Source organism: Corynebacterium haematomassiliense, from assembly GCF_013978595.1.
Classification (GTDB): Bacteria; Actinomycetota; Actinomycetes; order Mycobacteriales; family Mycobacteriaceae; genus Corynebacterium; species Corynebacterium lehmanniae.
The window spans coordinates 1,906,126-1,922,310 of record NZ_JACDTZ010000001.1 but is presented as its reverse complement, the minus strand read 5'-3'; the positions used below and the strand labels follow the sequence as shown (position 1 = coordinate 1,922,310).

The following is a 16,185-nucleotide window of genomic DNA, read 5'->3' as shown; positions in this document are numbered from 1 at the left end:
ACATGAACCGTTGGCTTGTCGCTGCACCTCTCTCGGTGGCGCTCGGGCTGCTGTTTTCTTTTCTGGGGGTTCCGGCAGCGTGGATCCTGGCCGGGATTCTGGGGGCCGGGTCGGTGGCGCTGGTGACGGAGGAAGACCTGCCCGTCAATGAGCACCTGTTCACCTTCGCCCGCGGCACTGTCGGCGTGTTTGCGGCGCTGCCGCTGGTGGGGATGAACCCGCTGCCCTACCTGCTGCCGGGCGTGGTGGCGGGCGCGGTGGTGATCGGCATGGGGTTTGTTGGCGGCCTAATTCTGGCCAACCACGGCGTTTCACGGGAAACAGGCGTGCTGTCGCTGTTGCCCGGCGGGGCGTCGCTGATGCCGGCGATCGCGCGCGACGTGGGCGCGGACATCCGCTACGTCAGCCTCAGCCAGTACCTGAGGCTGCTCATCGTGTCCGTGTCGTTGCCGCTGGTGGCGTCGCAGTTTACTTCAGTGACCCGCACTGAGTTGGATCCCTACTGGTGGATGTGGCTGCTGGTCCCGGCGCTGATTGTCGCCGGGGTGTTCGCGGGCAAGCTGTTGAAGTTCCCCAACCCCTCAGTGTTTGGCCCGATGGCGTTGACGGTGCTGGTGGGCGTGCTGGTTGACGTGACCATCGTGCCGCCGCGGCTGCTGTCCATCGTGGGCTTTTTGGCTATCGGATGGATGTGCGGCGGCGGGCTGAACGTGCCCGCGCTGCGCCGGTTCTCCCGCCTGCTGCCCGCCACCCTGGCGTACATCGCCGGGCTGATGCTGGCGTGCGCCGGCATGGGGTGGCTCATGGCCAAATGGCTGGGCTTGAGCTTCTACGAGGGCTACCTCGCCACCAGCCCCGGCGCGCTGGAGACCGTGCTGGTGCTGGCGACCAGCCCGGCCGTGGTGGCGCTGCAGGTGATCCGGCTGATCATGGTGATCCTGTTCGCCGGGTGGCTGCCCAGAATCCTCAAGCGCCTCTAGTGGTGCAGCACCTCGTTGGTGAGCATGTCCATAGGCATGGAGCCGAGCTTGAGCGCCTTGACGTGGAACTCGTGCTCGCTCATTCCCTGGGCGAGCGCCTGGCGGCGCAGGTCCACCCAGTCCTTGTAGCCCAGGGCGTACGACGGCGCCTGGCCCGGCCAGCCCATGTAGCGGTCCAGCTCGAAGGCGAGGTTCGCCTCTGGCATGGCGGTGTTGTCGCGCAGGAAGGCCTTGGCGTATTGGGCGTCCCAGGTGCCGGTGCCCTCCGGGGTGGTCTTGCCCAGGTGGACGCCGATGTCCACCATCACGCGGGCGAGGCGGAGACGTCGTGAGTCGAGCAGGCCCATACGGTAGCCGGGATCTTCGAAGAAGCCGTGGTCCTCCATGAGGTGCTCGGCGTAGAGCGCCCAGCCCTCGCCGTGGGCGGAGTTCCAGCACACGGATCGGCGCCACAGGTTCAGCTCGCTGCGGTTGAGCAGGGCGTAGCCGTGCTGCAGGTGGTGGCCGGGGATGCCCTCGTGGAAGACGGTGGACAGCTCCTGCCAGGTGTGGAACGTCTCCTGGCCCTCCGGCACGGACCACCACATGGTGCCGGGGCGGATCATGTCGTCGCTGGGCGGGGTGTAGAAGATGCCGCCGGAGCCGGCGCGGTCGATGTCGCACTCCACTTTGTGCAGGCCGTCCGGCACGTGGAACGCGTCGGCGGCCTTGTCGTTGATGCCGGACATCCACTCGATCAGCGCGTCGGTGCCGTGGAGGATGTAGCGCTCGTCCTGGTTCAGGTTGCGGTAGGCGCCCGCCACGGAGACGTCGCCGTAGAGCTCGTGCGCGATGGCGCGCTGCTCCTCGACGGTCGTGGCCAGTTCCTCCTGCGCCCACTCGTAGCTGGCGTCCAAGTCCACCTCGCGGCCGTGGAAGAACTCCGCGAACAGCTGGTAGCGCTCGCGGCCCACGCCGTCGTTGTGGGAGGCCTGCGGCGACAGCTCGGTGGACAGCCAGTCCGCCATCTGCAAAAACGCCTCCTTGGCGTGCCCCACCACGTGCGAATCGGGCGACAGCCCCAGGTGGTCCAGCTGGGATTCGGTGTCGCCCAACAGCTCGCACTGGTTGATCACCGCGTCGATCTGGCGGTGGGAAGCAACATCGCCTGTCGACGCCGCCTCGCTCAGCGACTCCCGGTAGCCCGCCAACGCACTCGGGATGCGGGACATGCGCGAGGCGATGTTGTCGAAGTCCTCTTCGGTCACCTTCGGCATCAGGGCGAAGGAGTCGCGGATGGTCTGCACCGGCGAATCGATGTTGTTCAGCCGGCACAGAAGCTCGCCGCGGTGGTGGAACTCCAGCTCCGCGCTCATGCGGTCGCGCAGGATCGCGGCGGTGAGGTTGTCCACGTCGTCGAAGTCGTCCTCGTCGTCGGAGGCGTCCGTGGAGTCGTTGAGCGCGTCCACGTCAGCGACCAGGTCGCGCATCCTGTCCGCCAGGCGCCCCCAGTAGTCCGGGGAAAAGTCCTGCAGCTCCCCGTCGTGGCCGTCAATGCCGATTTGGGTGGCCAGGGTGGGGCTGATCTCCGCGAGGTCGTAGACGAAATCCTCACAGGTAGCGTCCAAAAGGGACGGCTCGCGCCAGCGTTCGTTGGTCATGCCGAACGATTGTATCCGACCTGGCCAAATGGACAATTCTATCAAGGGCCAGGTAAATATATTCATATGATCTTCTCGCGTCCACGCACACCGGCAGCCAAGTGTCTGCACCTGATACGGCTGCAAGAAACGACGTCGAGAAGCGATCTTGTGAAGGCAACCGGGCTGTCCCAACCCACCGTCACCCGCGCCATTTCCGCGCTGGTGGACGCCGGCTACGTCACAGAGCGCAACGACCTGACGCAGTCGAAGGGGCGCGGGCGGCCCACCATCCCGCTAGAACTGGCGGACATGCCCGGCGTGCACGCGGGCGTCGCGGTGGGCACTGAGTCCACCTACGTGGCGCTGTTCGACCTGAAGGGCCGTACGCTACTGTGCCGCGACATGGACATCACCGTGAAAAAGGTCAGCGAGGACGACTTCATCCAGTCCATGATGGCGGAGCTGAACCAGATGACCACCAAGCTGGAGCGCCCCATCCGCACCGTGGGTGTGACCACCTCCGGCACGGTGCGCGAGGGCGGCAAAGTCTTCGCGCCGAACCTGGGGTGGGACGGCGTGGACATCGGCGACCAGCTGCGCGAGCAGTTCTCTGTGCCGGTGGAGGTCTCCTCCATCTCCAGCGCGATCGTGGGCTCGGAGATGCAGTCCGCCGCCTCGCTGAACAACCCGTCGGTGATGGCGCTGTTCGCCGACGACTCCATCGCCTGCGCCATCTCCCACCCGGACGGGGTGGAGCCGATCGAGGTGGAGCAGGGCGAGCTGACCACCCAGGGCCTGATCAACGCCATCGGCGTGGAGAATATCCGCACGCTCAAGGACGCGGTGACCGATTCGCGTGAGGACACCCGCTACGCGCTGGACCGCCGCGCCCGCGGCTTGGGTGCGCTGGTGGCGGGGCTGTGCAGTAACTACTCCCCAGCCACGGTGGTGGTGGCGGGCAGCGCGTTCATCGACGATCCGCTGGCCTCCGCCCCGTTCGCCCGCACCGTGCGCTCGGAGGCGAACTGCAGCCCGGAGCTGCGCCTGATCCCCACCCACCGCGAGGTGGTGCGCGACATCGCCCGCGCCGTGGCCCTGGACCACGTGCTGCGCGAGCCTCTCCAGGTGGCGGGGTCGTAGATGAAGCGCGCCGCTTGGGCTTGTGTGCTGCTCCTGGCCGGTTGCGCCGCCCAGGAGGAGGCCGAGCCGTTGCACACCGAGGTGACCACCCAGCCCGCGCCCGACCCCTTCGAGGGTCTGGACGAGGCGGTGGCCGCCATCGAGGAGGAAACGGGCACTGAGGTGGGCGTCGCGCTTTTCGACGGCTCCGAGATGACGCAATCCGGCTCCCTCTACGCGCTGCCGGCCTGGTCCACCATCAAGATCCCCATCGCCCGCGCGGCGGTGGAGCACTGCGACTACGGCGCGGACTACGTCGAGGAGCTGACCGAAGCCTCCATCGAGTGGTCCGACAACGACTCCGCCCGCGCCCTGTGGGACTGCATGGGCAGCGACGAAAAGGCCGGAGAAATGGTCCGCGAGGAGATTGCCAAGTCCGGCTCCCAGGTGAAAGTGGAAGGAGCCTTCGGCACCACGAGCTGGTCCTTCCCCGGGCAGGCCCGCTACGCGTACTACCTAAGCCAGCAGGACGAGGACGACCCGGTGATCATGGAGATGCACCACATCGCCGAAGACCAGTCCTACGGGCTAGGCACGCTGGAGACCGTGCCGTTCAAGGGCGGCTGGTCCGACGACAAAACCGACGGCTCATGGCACACCCGCCAGTTCGGCTGGTTCGACGGCTACGGGGTGGCCATCGGCGCCCGCAGCGAGGATGGCAGCTACGACGACACCATGGACGCCTTAGACAAGGTGGCGAAACTGCTGGATCTGCGGCTCGACGAACTTGTACAGGGTCTGCAGCACTGACAGCACCGTCAGCACGGTGGCGATGATGCTGAGGATCTCCTTGGGTGAGGAGGACGAGCCGGCACCGCCGAAGATGAGCTTCTTCGGGGTGGTGCTGGGCTTTTCGCGCCCGTTCGCTGGGCGGTGCAGCACGGTGTTCTGCTCGCCCTCGATGCCCTCGTTGCCGGCGCCGACGCCGCAGGTGGAGGTCACGCTGGCCTCACCCTCAGCGGTGACCACGCTGGCGAACCCGTAGTAGCGCATGCGCGGGTTGAGCAGGTTGTACAGGTGGCCGTTGCTGTTGTTGAAGTGACCGTTCGCCCGGACGAGGTCGTTGACCTCGTCGTAGCCCCAGCCCTGCATCGCCTTGTCCATGCTGGCGGTGGAGTGCAGGTTCTCCCCCGGCGCGGCCTTGCCCTTGTACGTGGCGGTTTTGATGTCGCCGCAGTTGTTCGTGCAGGTGGAGTTGTACGGGCGCTCGTGGCGGAAGAACTTCGCAGCCTCGGCGCCGCGCTGCAGCGCGATGCGGGACAGGCCCGCGTCGTACTTGGCTGCGCCCACATAGGCATCGCGGGTGGTCAGGCCGTGCTTGGCGGCGGCCTGGCGCAGGGTGGTGCCGTTGAAAGGCACGTTGCGGTCCCACATGTCCCCGCGCAGCTTGCGCAGCTCACGCATGGCGATTTCTTGGTCGGAGGTGAGGTTGAATTTCGCCTCCACGGCGATGACCTGGTCGGCGGGCTGGTTCAGCTCCACCCCGGTGACGGGTGCCGGGTCAGCGGCGGCGAACGGGGCGAGGGTCAGAGCTGTGGCGGCCGCGGTCGTCGCGGCGAGTAAACGGGTACGCATAACCTGAGCGTAGCGTGTACCAGAGCATAAAGCCGACTGGGACCAGGGTGAACAGCAGCTCCGGGACGTGGAACAAACTGAACGAGATGTTCACCGAGGCGAACGGCACCATAAACAGCGCGAGCACGATCGCGCCCCAGCGACTGTAGACGTAGGCCAGCATCGGCAGGACCCACACCCAGTGGTGGTACCAGGAAAACGGGCTGACCAGGCAGGCCGTCATGCCGATGAAGGAGGCGGCAAGCGGGGCGGGAGCTCGTCGAGAAGCTAAAAGCGCAAGGGCGGTGACCAGGGCGCAGAGGATAAGCCAGAGCCACAGCTCGTCGTGGCCGGCGCGGGCGAGGACCTGGCGGATGGACTGCGCGCCCGGGTTGTCGTCGGCGCCGATGCGGGTGGTGGTGAAAATGGCGTCGGTCCAAAAGCTTTTCGCGTCTGTGACCTCGGAAAAACCGGTGGCGACGGTGCACAGGAACGTGAACGCGGCGATAAACACCGCGCCCCAGCGGCGCTGCTGGATGAGCAGGAGGACGAAGAACGCCGGCGTGAGCTTGATGCCCGCGGCGAGCCCGACGCCGATGCCGGGGAGTTTGTGGCGCGGCAGGAAATCCAGGCACACCAGCCCCATGAGCAGCAGGTTGATCTGGCCGAAAAACAGGGTGCCCTGCACCGGCGAGAGGCACAGCACGAACACGGCGGTGAGCAGGAGGGCATCTTTGCTTGTGGACGCCCGCACCACGAGCAGGACCACCAGCACGGAGAGTAGCTTCCACACCACCCCGAGGGTTTCACTTTCCGTCAGCCACGAAAACACCACGCCGGCGAACGGCGGGTAGGTAAACGGCAGGCCGGGAAGCAAGTCGGCGTCGTAGAGCGGCTGGTGTGTGGCGACCTTCTCGCCGCCCAGGAGGTAGACCTTGAGGTCGCTGGGGAAGGCGGTGGTGAACGCGTTGGGCAGCCCGGTGTCGATGTAGCGCCAGATCGCAAACGCCAGCAGGAAAATGAGGCCGATCACAGGTCGAGCCCGTCCAGGATCTCGTCGAGCGCGTCGGCGACCTGTGCGCGCCAGAGCGTATCCACTTTGGCGTCGGCGCGGCCCGGCCCGCCGTTGATCACGGCGGTGGGGTTGCCCTGCTTTTTCGCGTCGAGGATGAACTTGTAGCCGCTCATCACCGCCAGCGAGGTGCCGATCGCGATCACGCTCTCCGATTCGCGCAGCCAGGCATCTGCAGCCTGTCTGCGTTTCTTCGGCACCCCCTCGCCGAAGTACACCACATGCGGTTTGAGCCGGTGGCTTTGGCACGTGGGGCAGGCGATCATGCGGAAACGGGCGACGTCGTCGGGTTTGAGCTCCACGTCGCCGTCCGGGTTCAACATGGAGCCCTCCACTTCCACGGAGTCGAAGTAGGTGGGGTTGGCGGCGGTGAGGAGGGCGTCGATAAGCGAACGCTCGTGCAGCGTCTTGCAGTCGAGGCAGACGACATGCTCCATGTCCCCGTGCAGCGCAATGACGTTGTCGGAGCCGGCCTGGGTGTGCAGCCCGTCAACGTTTTGCGTGATGATGCCGCGGATCAGGCCCGCGCGTTCCAGCTCGACGAGCGCGAAATGCGCGCGGTTGGGCTGCGCCTGGCGCATGTAGCGCATGCCCACGAATGCGCGGGCCCAGTAGCGGTGCACCTGTCTCGGCGAATGCGCGAACTCCTGGAACGTCATCGGGCGGCCCTTGGTCAGGCGGCCGTTTTTGCTGCGGTAATCCGGAATCCCCGAATCGGTGGAGATGCCCGCGCCGGTGATGATGAGCGTTTTCGGGTTTCCTAGTTGCTCGAGGATTTTCTCTTTTGCGTCTGGCGTGGGAGGGGTGGTTTCGGTGACGACCCGCTCGATGGAGCGCACGGCGGAGCGGTGCGCCATGGCGATTGCGGGGTCGTCGAAGTGGGGTTCCATTAAACCGGAAGTGTATCCCCTAGCACCACAACAGACCGTGTTGTCTATATATCCGGTTTGCGTTTTCAGGCCGAAGGAGTAGTTTATCCACGTCTTTACTACACAAGTGAACAATTCTGTCTAGAAGGAGCCGCTCATGCCTAAGTGGGCAACAAGCTTCGGCGCGCAGGTCATCTACGGCCTGATCATCGGCCTCATCCTCGGGTTTATCGCCGTGGACGTTCAACCCCTGGCCGACACCCTGGACTGGGTGGGATCCACCTACGTCAAACTGCTCAAACTGCTGATCCCGCCGCTGGTGTTCACCGCGGTGGTCACCTCGATTGCCAACCTGCGCCAGGTCACCAACGCCGCGCGCCTGGCCGTGCAGACCCTGGTGTGGTTCGCCATCACCGCGTTCTTCTCCGTGGTCATCGGCATCCTCGTCGGCCTGGTGATCAAGCCCGGCGCGAACACCTCGGTGGATGCGGCGACGGCGGCGGAGCCTTCGTCGACAGGCTCGTGGATGGGCTTTTTGAACTCCGTGGTGCCCGCAAACATCCTCGGCCTGGGTGTCTCCGGCGAGTCCGTGAAGTTCAACGTGCTGCAGATCCTGGTGGTTTCCCTGCTGCTCGGCATCGCCGCGGTGCGCGTGGGCAAGGCCGCCGAGCCGTTCATCGAGTTCTCCGGTTCCCTGCTCAAGGTGGTCCAGGAGGTGCTGTGGTGGATCATCCGCCTCGCCCCGATCGGCACCGCCGCGCTGATCGGCAACGCGGTGGCGTCGTATGGCTGGGACGCGCTCGGCTCACTGGGCAAGTTCGTGCTGGCCATCTACATCGGCCTGGCGCTGGTGATTTTCGTGCTCTACCCGATTGTGCTGGCCGCGCACCGCATCCCGGTGCTGGAGTTCTTCCGCCGCGTGTGGCCCGTGACCACGCTGGGCTTTGCCACGCGTTCTTCTATGGGCGTGATGCCGGTAACCCAGCGCACCACCGAGGAAGCCATGGGCGTGCCCAGCGAGTACGCCTCCTTTGCCATCCCGCTCGGCGCAACCACCAAAATGGACGGCTGCGCCTCCATCTACCCCGCCATCGCCGCCCTGTTCGTGGCGCAGTTCTACGGCATCGACCTGTCCATCTCGGACTACGTGCTTATCGTCATCGTGTCCGTGCTGGGGTCCGCGGCCACCGCCGGCACCACCGGCGCGACCGTCATGCTCACCCTGACCCTGTCCACCCTGGGCCTGCCGCTCGCCGGCGTGGGCCTGCTGCTGGCGGTGGACCCGATCGTGGACATGGGCCGCACCGCCGTCAACGTCACCGGCCAGTCCGTCGTGGCGACGGTGGTGGCGAAGCGCGAGAAGATCCTCGACGAGTCCCGCTGGTAGGGCCTACCTAAACGGCACCTCGCCGATCGCGCGGCGCAACTTGCGGGTGCGCAGTCTCTCCGGGTGCCGCGCGAGCTTCTCCACGGCCCTCACGGCGCACATGACGTGGGCTTCCTTCGAGTTGGAGTAGAACGCCTGGGCGCCGGCGGGCAGTTTCGGCACGGCGTGCAGCGGCAGGTCGGACACCGCCAGCAGGGTGCCGTAAGGAACGCGGTAGCGGTAGCCGTTCGCGGCGATGGTGCAGGACTCCATGTCCACGGCCGCCGCGGTGGAGCCGCGCAGCCACTCCCACAAATCGCGCGGGTCCTTCCACTCCCAGTTCCGGTCGCCCGTTGACAGCACAGTGCCGGTGCGCATCAGCGACGCATCCGAGCCGTAGACCTTGGACACCGCCTTTTCCAGGGTGCGCTGGATCTCCGGCACGGCGGGGATGGGCAGCTCGCGGCGCAGGTAGTCGTCCAAAACGTGGTCGTGGCGCTCGTACGCGTTGCCCAGAATCAGGTCGCCGATGCGCATGCGGGCGTCCAGGCCGGCGCAGTGGCCGATCATGATCCACGCCTCCGGGCGCAGCACCGCCAGCGAGTCGGTGATGGTCTTGGCGTTGGACGGCCCGACACCGATGTTGATCATGGTGATGCCGTCGCCGTTTTCGGTGACCAGGTCGTAGCGCGGCATCTGGAACTTCGAGCCCAGCTCCAGGTCCTCCAGCGCGACCGTGTCGGAGACGGTCTCCCCGCTCGGCAGCACCAGGCGCGTGTAGCGCGAGTCAGGATCAGACAGCTCGCGCAGCCCGAACTTCACAAACTCGGTCACATGCATGGCGTAGTTCGTGAACAGGATGAAGCGCTGCAGCGAGTCGGCTTCGATGCCGGTGTAGTGCTCCAGCCGGGCCAGCGCGAGGTCGAAGCGCTGCGGCCCGAAGTGGAACAACGGCTTCTCGGCGCCGTTGAACGCGTCCCAGTGGCCGTCGACAATCGCGTCGTGCACCTCATCCAGGGTGGGGCGGGGCAGGTTCGCGGTTTCGTCGATAGGCGGCATGCCCTTGATGTAGGCGGGCGGGATCGCCACATCGGAGTACCCGACATCCACCGAACATGGATAGTTCGAGGTCAGCGCCTCAAGCTGCGCCGTGAGGTAGCCCTCCATGAGGTCCGGGCGCGAGATGACGGCGGAGTAGGTGCCGGCCTCGTCGACGTAGCCGAAGGGCTCGGAGCGGTCGATCGGCCGCCACTGCTCCACCTCCACCGTGAGTTTGGGGTAGCGCACCTCCCCGTACCGGTCGAACTCCCCCGAGCGCGCGATTTCGCACGACTGCTCGTAGAGGGCTTTTAGCTTTGCGACGACCTCCGGTACCTCACACATGCAGCCAGGCTACTCACGAATGAGCACACGGCGCACGGCTTCGGCGCGACGGCCGATTTCCTCCGCGGTGCAGCCTTCGCGGACGCACTGCTCAATGAGGCGTTGCATGCCGGCGACGTAGACGCGGGACATGTCGTCGATGAGCTCTGCGTCCGCGTCTCCCCACTCCTTCGAGCGCGGCAGCAGCTGCTCGCGCATCGTGTCCTTCATGACGCGCTGCACCTCGTTGTCGAACACGGTGTGCACCGGGGAGTCGATCAGGCGCACGGCGGCCTCGTTCTTGCCGTCGACGACGCTGGCCAGCTCGACGACGGACGCCTCGAAGTTTTTGTCGATGCTGAATCGCTCCGCGAAGTGCTCGTAGGCGTCCAGCACCCAGTCCATGGCGGCGGCGAGGATCACCGCGTCGCGGTCCGCGAAGTGCTGGTAGAACACCTGGCGGCTCACCCCAGCCTCTTTCACGATTTGGGACACATTGAGGTCGGACACCTCATGGTCGTTGAGGAGGCGGAGCACTGCGTCGACAAGTGCCTTGCGGGTACGAAGGGCGCGCGGGTCGGTGCTGTCAGACCGGCGGCCGGGCAGGTCGTGGTTCATCCTGGACTCTCCAAAGACTTTGGACGTTAGGCTTTTGTGATATGAGCCTAACTGATGACACCATCGCATTATTGCAGAACCTCATCCAGAATGGATGCGTCAACTATTTTTCGGCAGATTCTGGACAGGAGGCAACTAACGCCGACACGTTGGAGGCCTTCTTCGCAGGTACAGACGTACTAGTGGAGCGTTATGAGCCGCACCCTGGACGCGTGTCCATCAGCTTCACCGTGGAGGGCACCGACCCCTCCGCCGAGCCGCTGACGCTCCTCGGCCACACCGACGTCGTGCCCGTGGACGAGGACAAGTGGACCACCGCCCCGTTTGGGGGCGAGCTTATCGACGGGCGCGTGTTCGGCCGCGGCGCCACCGACATGCTCTACATCACCGCGGCGATGGCGGCGTGCGTGCGCGACGTTGCTCGTGGGGAGCGGCCGCGCGGCTCCCTGACGTTTGTGGGCTGCGCCGACGAGGAGGCCCGCGGCGGGCTCGGCGCAAAGTGGCTGGCCGAGCACGGGAAGTTCTCCTGGAAAAACTGCCTGTCCGAGGAAGGCGGCTCCCACATCCCTGCCGCCGATGGCTCCGACGCGCTGGCGGTCGTCGTCGGCGAAAAGGGCGCAGGCCAGCGGCGGTTGACCGTCCACGGCGACGCCGGGCACGGCTCCGCCCCGTACGGCCGGGACCTCGCCGTGGCGAAGATCGCGGAGGTGGCCCGGCGCGTCGCCGCGATCGAGCCCGAGGTGCGCGCCGACGAGATCTGGGAAGGCTATGTCCGCGCCTGGAAGTTCGACCCCGCGACCGAGGAGGCGCTGTTGCGCGGCGAAGGCTACGAGGCTTTCGGCCAGCTGGAGAGTTACTCCCACGCCATGAGCCACCTGACCATCTCCCCGACCGTGCTGCGCGCCGGAAACGGCATCAACGTCCTGCCGTCCGAGGCGTGGCTGGAGCTGGACATCCGCCCCCTTCCCGGCCAGACGCAGGAGGAGATCGACTCGTTGTTGCGTTCTGCGTTGGGCGAGCTCGCCGACGAGGTGGAGATCACCCACCTCATCACCGAGGACGGCACAGTCTCCCCCACCTCCGGCCCGCTTTACGACGCCATCTGCCAGACCTTCGACGAATTCTTCCCCGGCGTCCCCGTCGTGCCCACCATTGCGGCCGGCGGGTCGGACCTGCGCTTTGCCCGCCGCAAGGGAGGCGTCGGCTACGGGTTCGCCCTGCACGCGCGCGAGGAGACGCTCGGGTCCGTGCTGGGCCAGCTGCACAGCCACGACGAATCCGTCGCCGTGGAGGACGTGGACCTCACCGTGCGCGCGTACCGCTCCCTGATCCGCCGCTTCGTGGGCGCGTAGTAAAACCTTGCAATTAACTGTGCAATACTTGCTTTATGAGGAAGACCTTCGTAGCTACGACCGCCGCCATCGCGGTCACTGCCGGGGCACTGACCGTGCCCGCCACCCACGCGGCGGAACCCACGACCGCCACGACGACGTCGCCCGCCAAGGCACAGCCCCAGACTCGGGAAGATGAACCGTCCACCCTGGAGATTGTGGGCGCTATCGTCGGCTCGCTCGCTTTTGTCGCAGTGGCGGCTGGCGGCGCGTGCTGGGCAATGCAGAAGGGCTTCATCCCGAACCCCGCACCAAAACTCATCCCGTGCAACCCAGCACCGAAGTCTGCGCCTGCTCCCGCGCCGCGCCCGGCCCCCGCTCCGGCACCGGCACCCGCACCGCGCCCAGCCCCCGCTCCGGCACCGGCACCCGCACCGCGGCCTGCTCCCGCCGCTAAGACGTACCCCAACTGTCGCGCAGTGTGGAACGACCTGGGTGGCCCGATTCACCGCGGCGACGCTGGTTACGGCCCACACCTAGATCGGGACGGCGACGGAGTCGGCTGCGAGAAGCGTCCGAAGTAGCCTTTAATCCGCCCCCGATTCGCAAACACGCAGACCCAAATTGCGTCGATGCGGTCGGGGTTCCGTCTTTCAGAGCCAGAACCGCAAAGCTCGCTGACTTACGCTCCCGAATTTTGCAGAAGTGTCAATAACCCACGGCAAATCCCACCTGTCACAATTGCCCCATCCGTGACATACTGGCCTGCATGAAGATCCGCACCCTTGCAATGACCGCCACCCTCGCCGGCACCGTCGCGCTTGCGCCGACCGCTGGCGCCGACGCCATCGACGACACCCTGGCCAAGCTGCCGTCCGGCCCGATCTCCTGCGACCAGGCCTCCCGCTACTGGACCAACGACGCCGACTACCAGCAGAAAGTCCGCCAGGCCCGCGCGGTCGCCGCGTTCGACCGTCGCGGCCCGCAGATCCTCGACGCACTTTCGCGTGTCGACGAAGCCGCGAACCGCTGCGGCCTCAAGGGCACCCAAGGCGGCGCGAAGCCGGCCCAGAACACCCAGCCGAAGCAGAACCAGCAGCAGCCCCAGCAGCAGCCGAAGCAGAACCAGCCAGCACAGAACCAGCAGCCGAAGCAGAACAACCAGAACCCCCAGAACTTGAACGTCCGCCCGCAGTTCCCGGAGCGGATCAACCTCGCCCCGGCGGGTGCGCCGAGCTTCGACGTGCCGGTGGCGAATATCACCACGCTGCAGCTGCCGGACATCATCAAGATGATCCAGCAGGCGCTGGCGCAGATCCTGGCTTACTTCAACATCCAGCTGTAGAGCTCTTCCCCGCTGGCGTGGATGCGCACGCCGGGGGTGGGCGTGAGCCACATATCGGTCTGCAGCGAGTGCTCGCCGTCGCTGCACAGAAACGAGATGGTCTCGTTGGTCTTGTCCAGCACCTGAACCGTCGCGCGGGTGAGCCACGCGTTGCGGCGGCGCACCCCGATCAGCCGCTGATACTCGGTGAATAGCCAGCCCCCTAAAGGCGACAGTTCCGCAGGTGAGGCGGGCAGGGCGGGGCGCACGGCGTCGTCGGCGGACCAGCTTTCGCCGCGCACGCCGGTAAACCCTTGCTCGTCGCCGTAGTAGATCGACGGCATGCCCGGCACCGTCATCAGCACCGCCGCGGCCAGGACGGCTTTCTCCGGCCCCACCTTGGAGGCGATGCGGTCCACGTCGTGGTTGCCCACAAACGTGTTGGGCAAAACATCAATAGGATGCCGCTCCAGCGCGTGGGCGAGCTCCCAGAAGTTCACGTCCACCAGCGAGGACCAGGTCGCCTTCCACAGCTCGTACTGGGTCACGGCGTCCAGGGAGCCTGCCTTGCCTATCGACGCATAGTCCCCGTGAATGACCTCCCCCAAGAACATCGCGTCGGGGAACTCCGAACGGACCCGCGCAAGCACGTCGGCCCAGAAGTCGGCGGGCACGGCGTATGCGACGTCGAGGCGCCAGCCCGCGATGCCGCGACGCAGCCAGTGCAGCATGATCTCCGCCACGGTGTCGCGGACAGCGGGGTCCGAATGGTGCAGGGCGGCCAGCTCGCCGTGGCCCTCCCAGTCCGTGTCGCCGGCAAGCCCCTGCTCAACCCACGGGTGCGTGCGGGCGACGTGGTTGAAGACCCCGTCCAACATGATGTGGATGCCGCGGGCGGAGCATTCGTCGATAAGCCAAGCGAAGTCCTCTTCGTCCCCGAGGCGGGGGTCGATGCGGAAGTGGTCGAGGGTGTCGTAGCCGTGGGTGGCGGAGGCGAAGATGGGGCCGAGGAGCAGCCCGTTGCAGCCGAGTTCGACCAGGTAGTCCAGCCACGGCTCAAGGGTGCGGAGGCGGTGGGCGGTGTCATGCTCCTCGCGGATCGGCGCGCCGAGGGCGGCCAGCGGGTAGACGTGCCACCAGATTGTGCGGTCCAGCATGCGCCCGAGCCTACCTCCTAGCTGCGAAAACGTTCGCTATCGGTCGACTTTTCCGCTCCCTACGCTACGAATTTTCCGCACGGTTGATCAAAGGCTGCAAGCCCTTGGCGATGCGGTCCTTCCAGGTTTTGGCGATCTCGTCGTAGCCGCGGTCGTGCGGGCGGATGCCGCGGTGGGTGAAGTTGACCTTGGTTTCGCCGTCGTCGTCCTCGGAGATGTCGAAGATCAGGGAGGTGTCGTCCCATTCGTGGTCGTTGTCGTCGGTGGGTTCGACGTTCCAGACCACGCGCTTGCCGTCGTCGGCTTCGCGCACGGAGAAGTCGCGGTCCTCGACGTGGAACTCGCCGCCCTTCTCGCTGGCGTTGCCTTCCGCTTTCTGGTCCCACCAGCTGTTGGGTTTGGTGATCGCGCGGTAGACCTCTTCGCGGGTGGCGGGCACGGAGAAGGAGGCGGTGAAGTCGCGGATGGCCTGGGCGGTGGTGCCGTCGGCGAAGGTCCAGTCGGACAGGGTGTGGTCCGGGTCGTAGATGGCCACCTCGACGCCGTCGTCCTTGTACTTCATCAGCCCGTCCTTGATCAGGTCGCGGCCGGCCTTGTTGAAGCCGGTCACGCCGGAGACGTCGAAGATCAGCTTATCGCCGTGCAGCCGGCGCTGCGCCAGCCCGCGCAGGATCTTCTCGGCGGCGGTGAAGTTGATCATGCCCTGCAGCTCCACCACGTCCGCGCCCTCGCGCCGCTGCACGGACTTGATGCCCGGCGCGATGTAGAAGTTGGAGGACAGCAGGTTCAGCCCCAGCGAGCTGGACAGTTCGCGGAAGATTTTCACGCCGCGCACGGAGTTGCCTTGTTTGTTCAAGCGGGGGCTTAGCGACGCGATCCCGAGCTGCCCGGGCAGCGTGCCGATCAGCCCGCCGGCTACACCGGACTTGGCGGGGATGCCCACGTTGACCATCCACTGGCCGGAGGCGTCGTACATGCCGGAGGAGACCATCACGGCCTGGGCGAGGCGGGCGGCTTCCGTGGAGAGCACCTTTTCGCCGGTGACGGGTTGGGTGCCGCCGTTGGCCAGGGTGGCGGCCATGGCGGCGAGGTCGCCGACGGTGACTAGCACTGCGCACTGGGCGATGTAGCTGGCCACGGCGTCGTGGGCGTCGTCGGTGATCATGCCGCCGTCGCGAAGCATGTGGGCGAGCGCCTTGTTGCGGTCGGCGCTGTCGAGTTCGGAATCGAGCACGCGCTGGTCCACGGCAAGGTCGCGGCCAGCGAGGCGGGAGAAGTAGTCGCGCAGTTTCTCGCTGCGCTGCTCCACCGGGATGTCGGGGCCGCCGATGAGTTGGTTCACCGTGATGGCGCCGGCGTTGATCAGGGGGTTGGCGGGGCGGCCGTCGTCGTCAAGCGAAAGCTCATTGAATGCCTCGCCGGAAGGCTCCACGCCCACGTGTTTGTGCACCTCGTCGGGGCCGTACATGTCCAGTGCGAGCGCGTAGACGAAGGGCTTGGAGATGGATTGGATGGAAAACTCGTAGTCTGCGTCGCCGACGGTGTAGAGGTGGCCGTCGGTGGTGCACATGGCCAGGGCGAGTTTGTCCGGGTCGGCGTTTTTGAGCACGTCGATGTAGTCGGCGAGTTCGCCGCTGTCTTGGTCGCGGACGTCGTCCACGATGGCTTGGAGGTGTTCGGTCACTGACGAGAGCATGGTGCCAGTGTAGAGGTGTGCGCTGCGAAGCCATTTACACCGGATATAATCGGAT

At 66.2% G+C, this 16,185-nt stretch carries 15 protein-coding genes; 7 read left to right on the top strand and 8 right to left on the bottom strand.

From position 1 onward, the window contains the following. Window positions 1-2 precede the first annotated feature (2 nt). Window positions 3-980 carry an AbrB family transcriptional regulator gene (locus tag H0193_RS08950; RefSeq protein WP_181889481.1) on the top strand — a complete coding sequence of 326 codons (978 nt, stop codon included), beginning with the start codon at window positions 3-5 and terminating at the stop codon, window positions 978-980. Here H0193_RS08950 and H0193_RS08945 read toward each other — a convergent pair. Further along, window positions 977-2,620: a DUF885 domain-containing protein gene (locus tag H0193_RS08945; protein WP_181889480.1), complete on the bottom strand. Its 1,644-nt coding sequence runs from the start codon at window positions 2,618-2,620 to the stop codon at window positions 977-979. The genes H0193_RS08950 and H0193_RS08945 overlap by 4 nt on opposite strands. A gap of 66 nt (window positions 2,621-2,686) precedes the next feature. Between H0193_RS08945 and H0193_RS08940 the strand changes: the two genes are divergently transcribed. Next, complete coding sequence (locus tag H0193_RS08940) at window positions 2,687-3,742, top strand: ROK family protein (RefSeq protein WP_181889479.1); 1,056 nt, start codon at window positions 2,687-2,689, stop codon at window positions 3,740-3,742. Beyond that, complete coding sequence (locus tag H0193_RS08935; protein WP_181889478.1) at window positions 3,743-4,531, top strand: serine hydrolase; 789 nt, start codon at window positions 3,743-3,745, stop codon at window positions 4,529-4,531. Here the strand turns inward: H0193_RS08935 and H0193_RS08930 are convergent. Genes H0193_RS08930 through H0193_RS08920 form a run of 3 tightly spaced genes read right to left on the bottom strand, consistent with a single transcriptional unit; the run spans window position 4,466 to window position 7,297 of the window. Continuing rightward, window positions 4,466-5,356 (bottom strand): CAP domain-containing protein, encoded by an 891-nt coding sequence (locus tag H0193_RS08930; RefSeq protein WP_181889477.1) that lies wholly within the window; start codon window positions 5,354-5,356, stop codon window positions 4,466-4,468. The genes H0193_RS08935 and H0193_RS08930 overlap by 66 nt on opposite strands. Continuing rightward, entirely contained in the window at window positions 5,283-6,368 is a 1,086-nt protein-coding gene (locus H0193_RS08925) for a glycosyltransferase 87 family protein (protein WP_181889476.1), read from the bottom strand. Before H0193_RS08925 ends, H0193_RS08930 begins: the two co-directional genes overlap by 74 nt. Then, window positions 6,365-7,297 carry a Sir2 family NAD-dependent protein deacetylase gene (locus H0193_RS08920; RefSeq protein ID WP_181889475.1) on the bottom strand — a complete coding sequence of 311 codons (933 nt, stop codon included), beginning with the start codon at window positions 7,295-7,297 and terminating at the stop codon, window positions 6,365-6,367. Before H0193_RS08920 ends, H0193_RS08925 begins: the two co-directional genes overlap by 4 nt. A 136-nt stretch (window positions 7,298-7,433) precedes the next feature. Between H0193_RS08920 and H0193_RS08915 the strand changes: the two genes are divergently transcribed. Next, window positions 7,434-8,663, top strand: coding sequence for a dicarboxylate/amino acid:cation symporter (locus tag H0193_RS08915; protein ID WP_181889474.1), 1,230 nt, complete (start codon window positions 7,434-7,436; stop codon window positions 8,661-8,663). 3 nt (window positions 8,664-8,666) lie between these two features. Here H0193_RS08915 and amn read toward each other — a convergent pair whose 3' ends face one another. Next, a complete protein-coding gene (gene amn / locus H0193_RS08910) occupies window positions 8,667-10,025 on the bottom strand; it encodes an AMP nucleosidase (RefSeq protein WP_181889473.1) in 1,359 nt (452 codons plus the stop codon). 9 nt (window positions 10,026-10,034) lie between these two features. Continuing rightward, window positions 10,035-10,622 (bottom strand): TetR/AcrR family transcriptional regulator, encoded by a 588-nt coding sequence (locus H0193_RS08905; protein ID WP_181889472.1) that lies wholly within the window; start codon window positions 10,620-10,622, stop codon window positions 10,035-10,037. 41 nt (window positions 10,623-10,663) lie between these two features. Here H0193_RS08905 and H0193_RS08900 point away from each other — a divergent pair, with 41 nt between their 5' ends. The 3 genes from H0193_RS08900 (at window position 10,664) to H0193_RS08890 (ending at window position 13,298) form a co-directional block, all read left to right on the top strand. Next, window positions 10,664-11,974 (top strand): M20/M25/M40 family metallo-hydrolase, encoded by a 1,311-nt coding sequence (locus H0193_RS08900; RefSeq protein WP_181889471.1) that lies wholly within the window; start codon window positions 10,664-10,666, stop codon window positions 11,972-11,974. 35 nt (window positions 11,975-12,009) lie between these two features. After that, complete coding sequence (locus H0193_RS08895; RefSeq protein WP_181889470.1) at window positions 12,010-12,537, top strand: excalibur calcium-binding domain-containing protein; 528 nt, start codon at window positions 12,010-12,012, stop codon at window positions 12,535-12,537. Between the two features lie 185 nt (window positions 12,538-12,722). Further along, window positions 12,723-13,298 (top strand): hypothetical protein, encoded by a 576-nt coding sequence (locus H0193_RS08890; RefSeq protein WP_181889469.1) that lies wholly within the window; start codon window positions 12,723-12,725, stop codon window positions 13,296-13,298. On the opposite strand, the gene H0193_RS08885 is transcribed toward H0193_RS08890, so the two are convergent. Together H0193_RS08885 and H0193_RS08880 are read right to left on the bottom strand one after the other, a co-directional pair. After that, the gene (locus H0193_RS08885) at window positions 13,277-14,434 is read right to left on the bottom strand and encodes an alpha-amylase family protein (RefSeq protein ID WP_181889468.1); all 1,158 of its coding nucleotides are present in this window, start codon (window positions 14,432-14,434) and stop codon (window positions 13,277-13,279) included. The genes H0193_RS08890 and H0193_RS08885 overlap by 22 nt on opposite strands. 64 nt (window positions 14,435-14,498) lie before the next feature. After that, complete coding sequence (locus H0193_RS08880; protein ID WP_181889467.1) at window positions 14,499-16,130, bottom strand: glutaminase; 1,632 nt, start codon at window positions 16,128-16,130, stop codon at window positions 14,499-14,501. Between the last annotated feature and the right edge of the window lie 55 nt (window positions 16,131-16,185).

What these genes read in the sequence shown, in the direction of transcription:
- H0193_RS08950 (WP_181889481.1), top strand. Translation starts at nt 3, where the DNA reads ATGAACCGTTGGCTTGTCGCTGCACCTCTCTCGGTGGCGCTCGGGCTG.
- H0193_RS08945 (WP_181889480.1), bottom strand. Translation starts at nt 2,620, where the DNA reads ATGACCAACGAACGCTGGCGCGAGCCGTCCCTTTTGGACGCTACCTGT.
- H0193_RS08940 (WP_181889479.1), top strand. Translation starts at nt 2,687, where the DNA reads ATGATCTTCTCGCGTCCACGCACACCGGCAGCCAAGTGTCTGCACCTG.
- H0193_RS08935 (WP_181889478.1), top strand. Translation starts at nt 3,743, where the DNA reads ATGAAGCGCGCCGCTTGGGCTTGTGTGCTGCTCCTGGCCGGTTGCGCC.
- H0193_RS08930 (WP_181889477.1), bottom strand. Translation starts at nt 5,356, where the DNA reads ATGCGTACCCGTTTACTCGCCGCGACGACCGCGGCCGCCACAGCTCTG.
- H0193_RS08920 (WP_181889475.1), bottom strand. Translation starts at nt 7,297, where the DNA reads ATGGAACCCCACTTCGACGACCCCGCAATCGCCATGGCGCACCGCTCC.
- H0193_RS08915 (WP_181889474.1), top strand. Translation starts at nt 7,434, where the DNA reads ATGCCTAAGTGGGCAACAAGCTTCGGCGCGCAGGTCATCTACGGCCTG.
- amn (WP_181889473.1), bottom strand. Translation starts at nt 10,025, where the DNA reads ATGTGTGAGGTACCGGAGGTCGTCGCAAAGCTAAAAGCCCTCTACGAG.
- H0193_RS08905 (WP_181889472.1), bottom strand. Translation starts at nt 10,622, where the DNA reads ATGAACCACGACCTGCCCGGCCGCCGGTCTGACAGCACCGACCCGCGC.
- H0193_RS08900 (WP_181889471.1), top strand. Translation starts at nt 10,664, where the DNA reads ATGAGCCTAACTGATGACACCATCGCATTATTGCAGAACCTCATCCAG.
- H0193_RS08895 (WP_181889470.1), top strand. Translation starts at nt 12,010, where the DNA reads ATGAGGAAGACCTTCGTAGCTACGACCGCCGCCATCGCGGTCACTGCC.
- H0193_RS08890 (WP_181889469.1), top strand. Translation starts at nt 12,723, where the DNA reads ATGAAGATCCGCACCCTTGCAATGACCGCCACCCTCGCCGGCACCGTC.
- H0193_RS08885 (WP_181889468.1), bottom strand. Translation starts at nt 14,434, where the DNA reads ATGCTGGACCGCACAATCTGGTGGCACGTCTACCCGCTGGCCGCCCTC.
- H0193_RS08880 (WP_181889467.1), bottom strand. Translation starts at nt 16,130, where the DNA reads ATGCTCTCGTCAGTGACCGAACACCTCCAAGCCATCGTGGACGACGTC.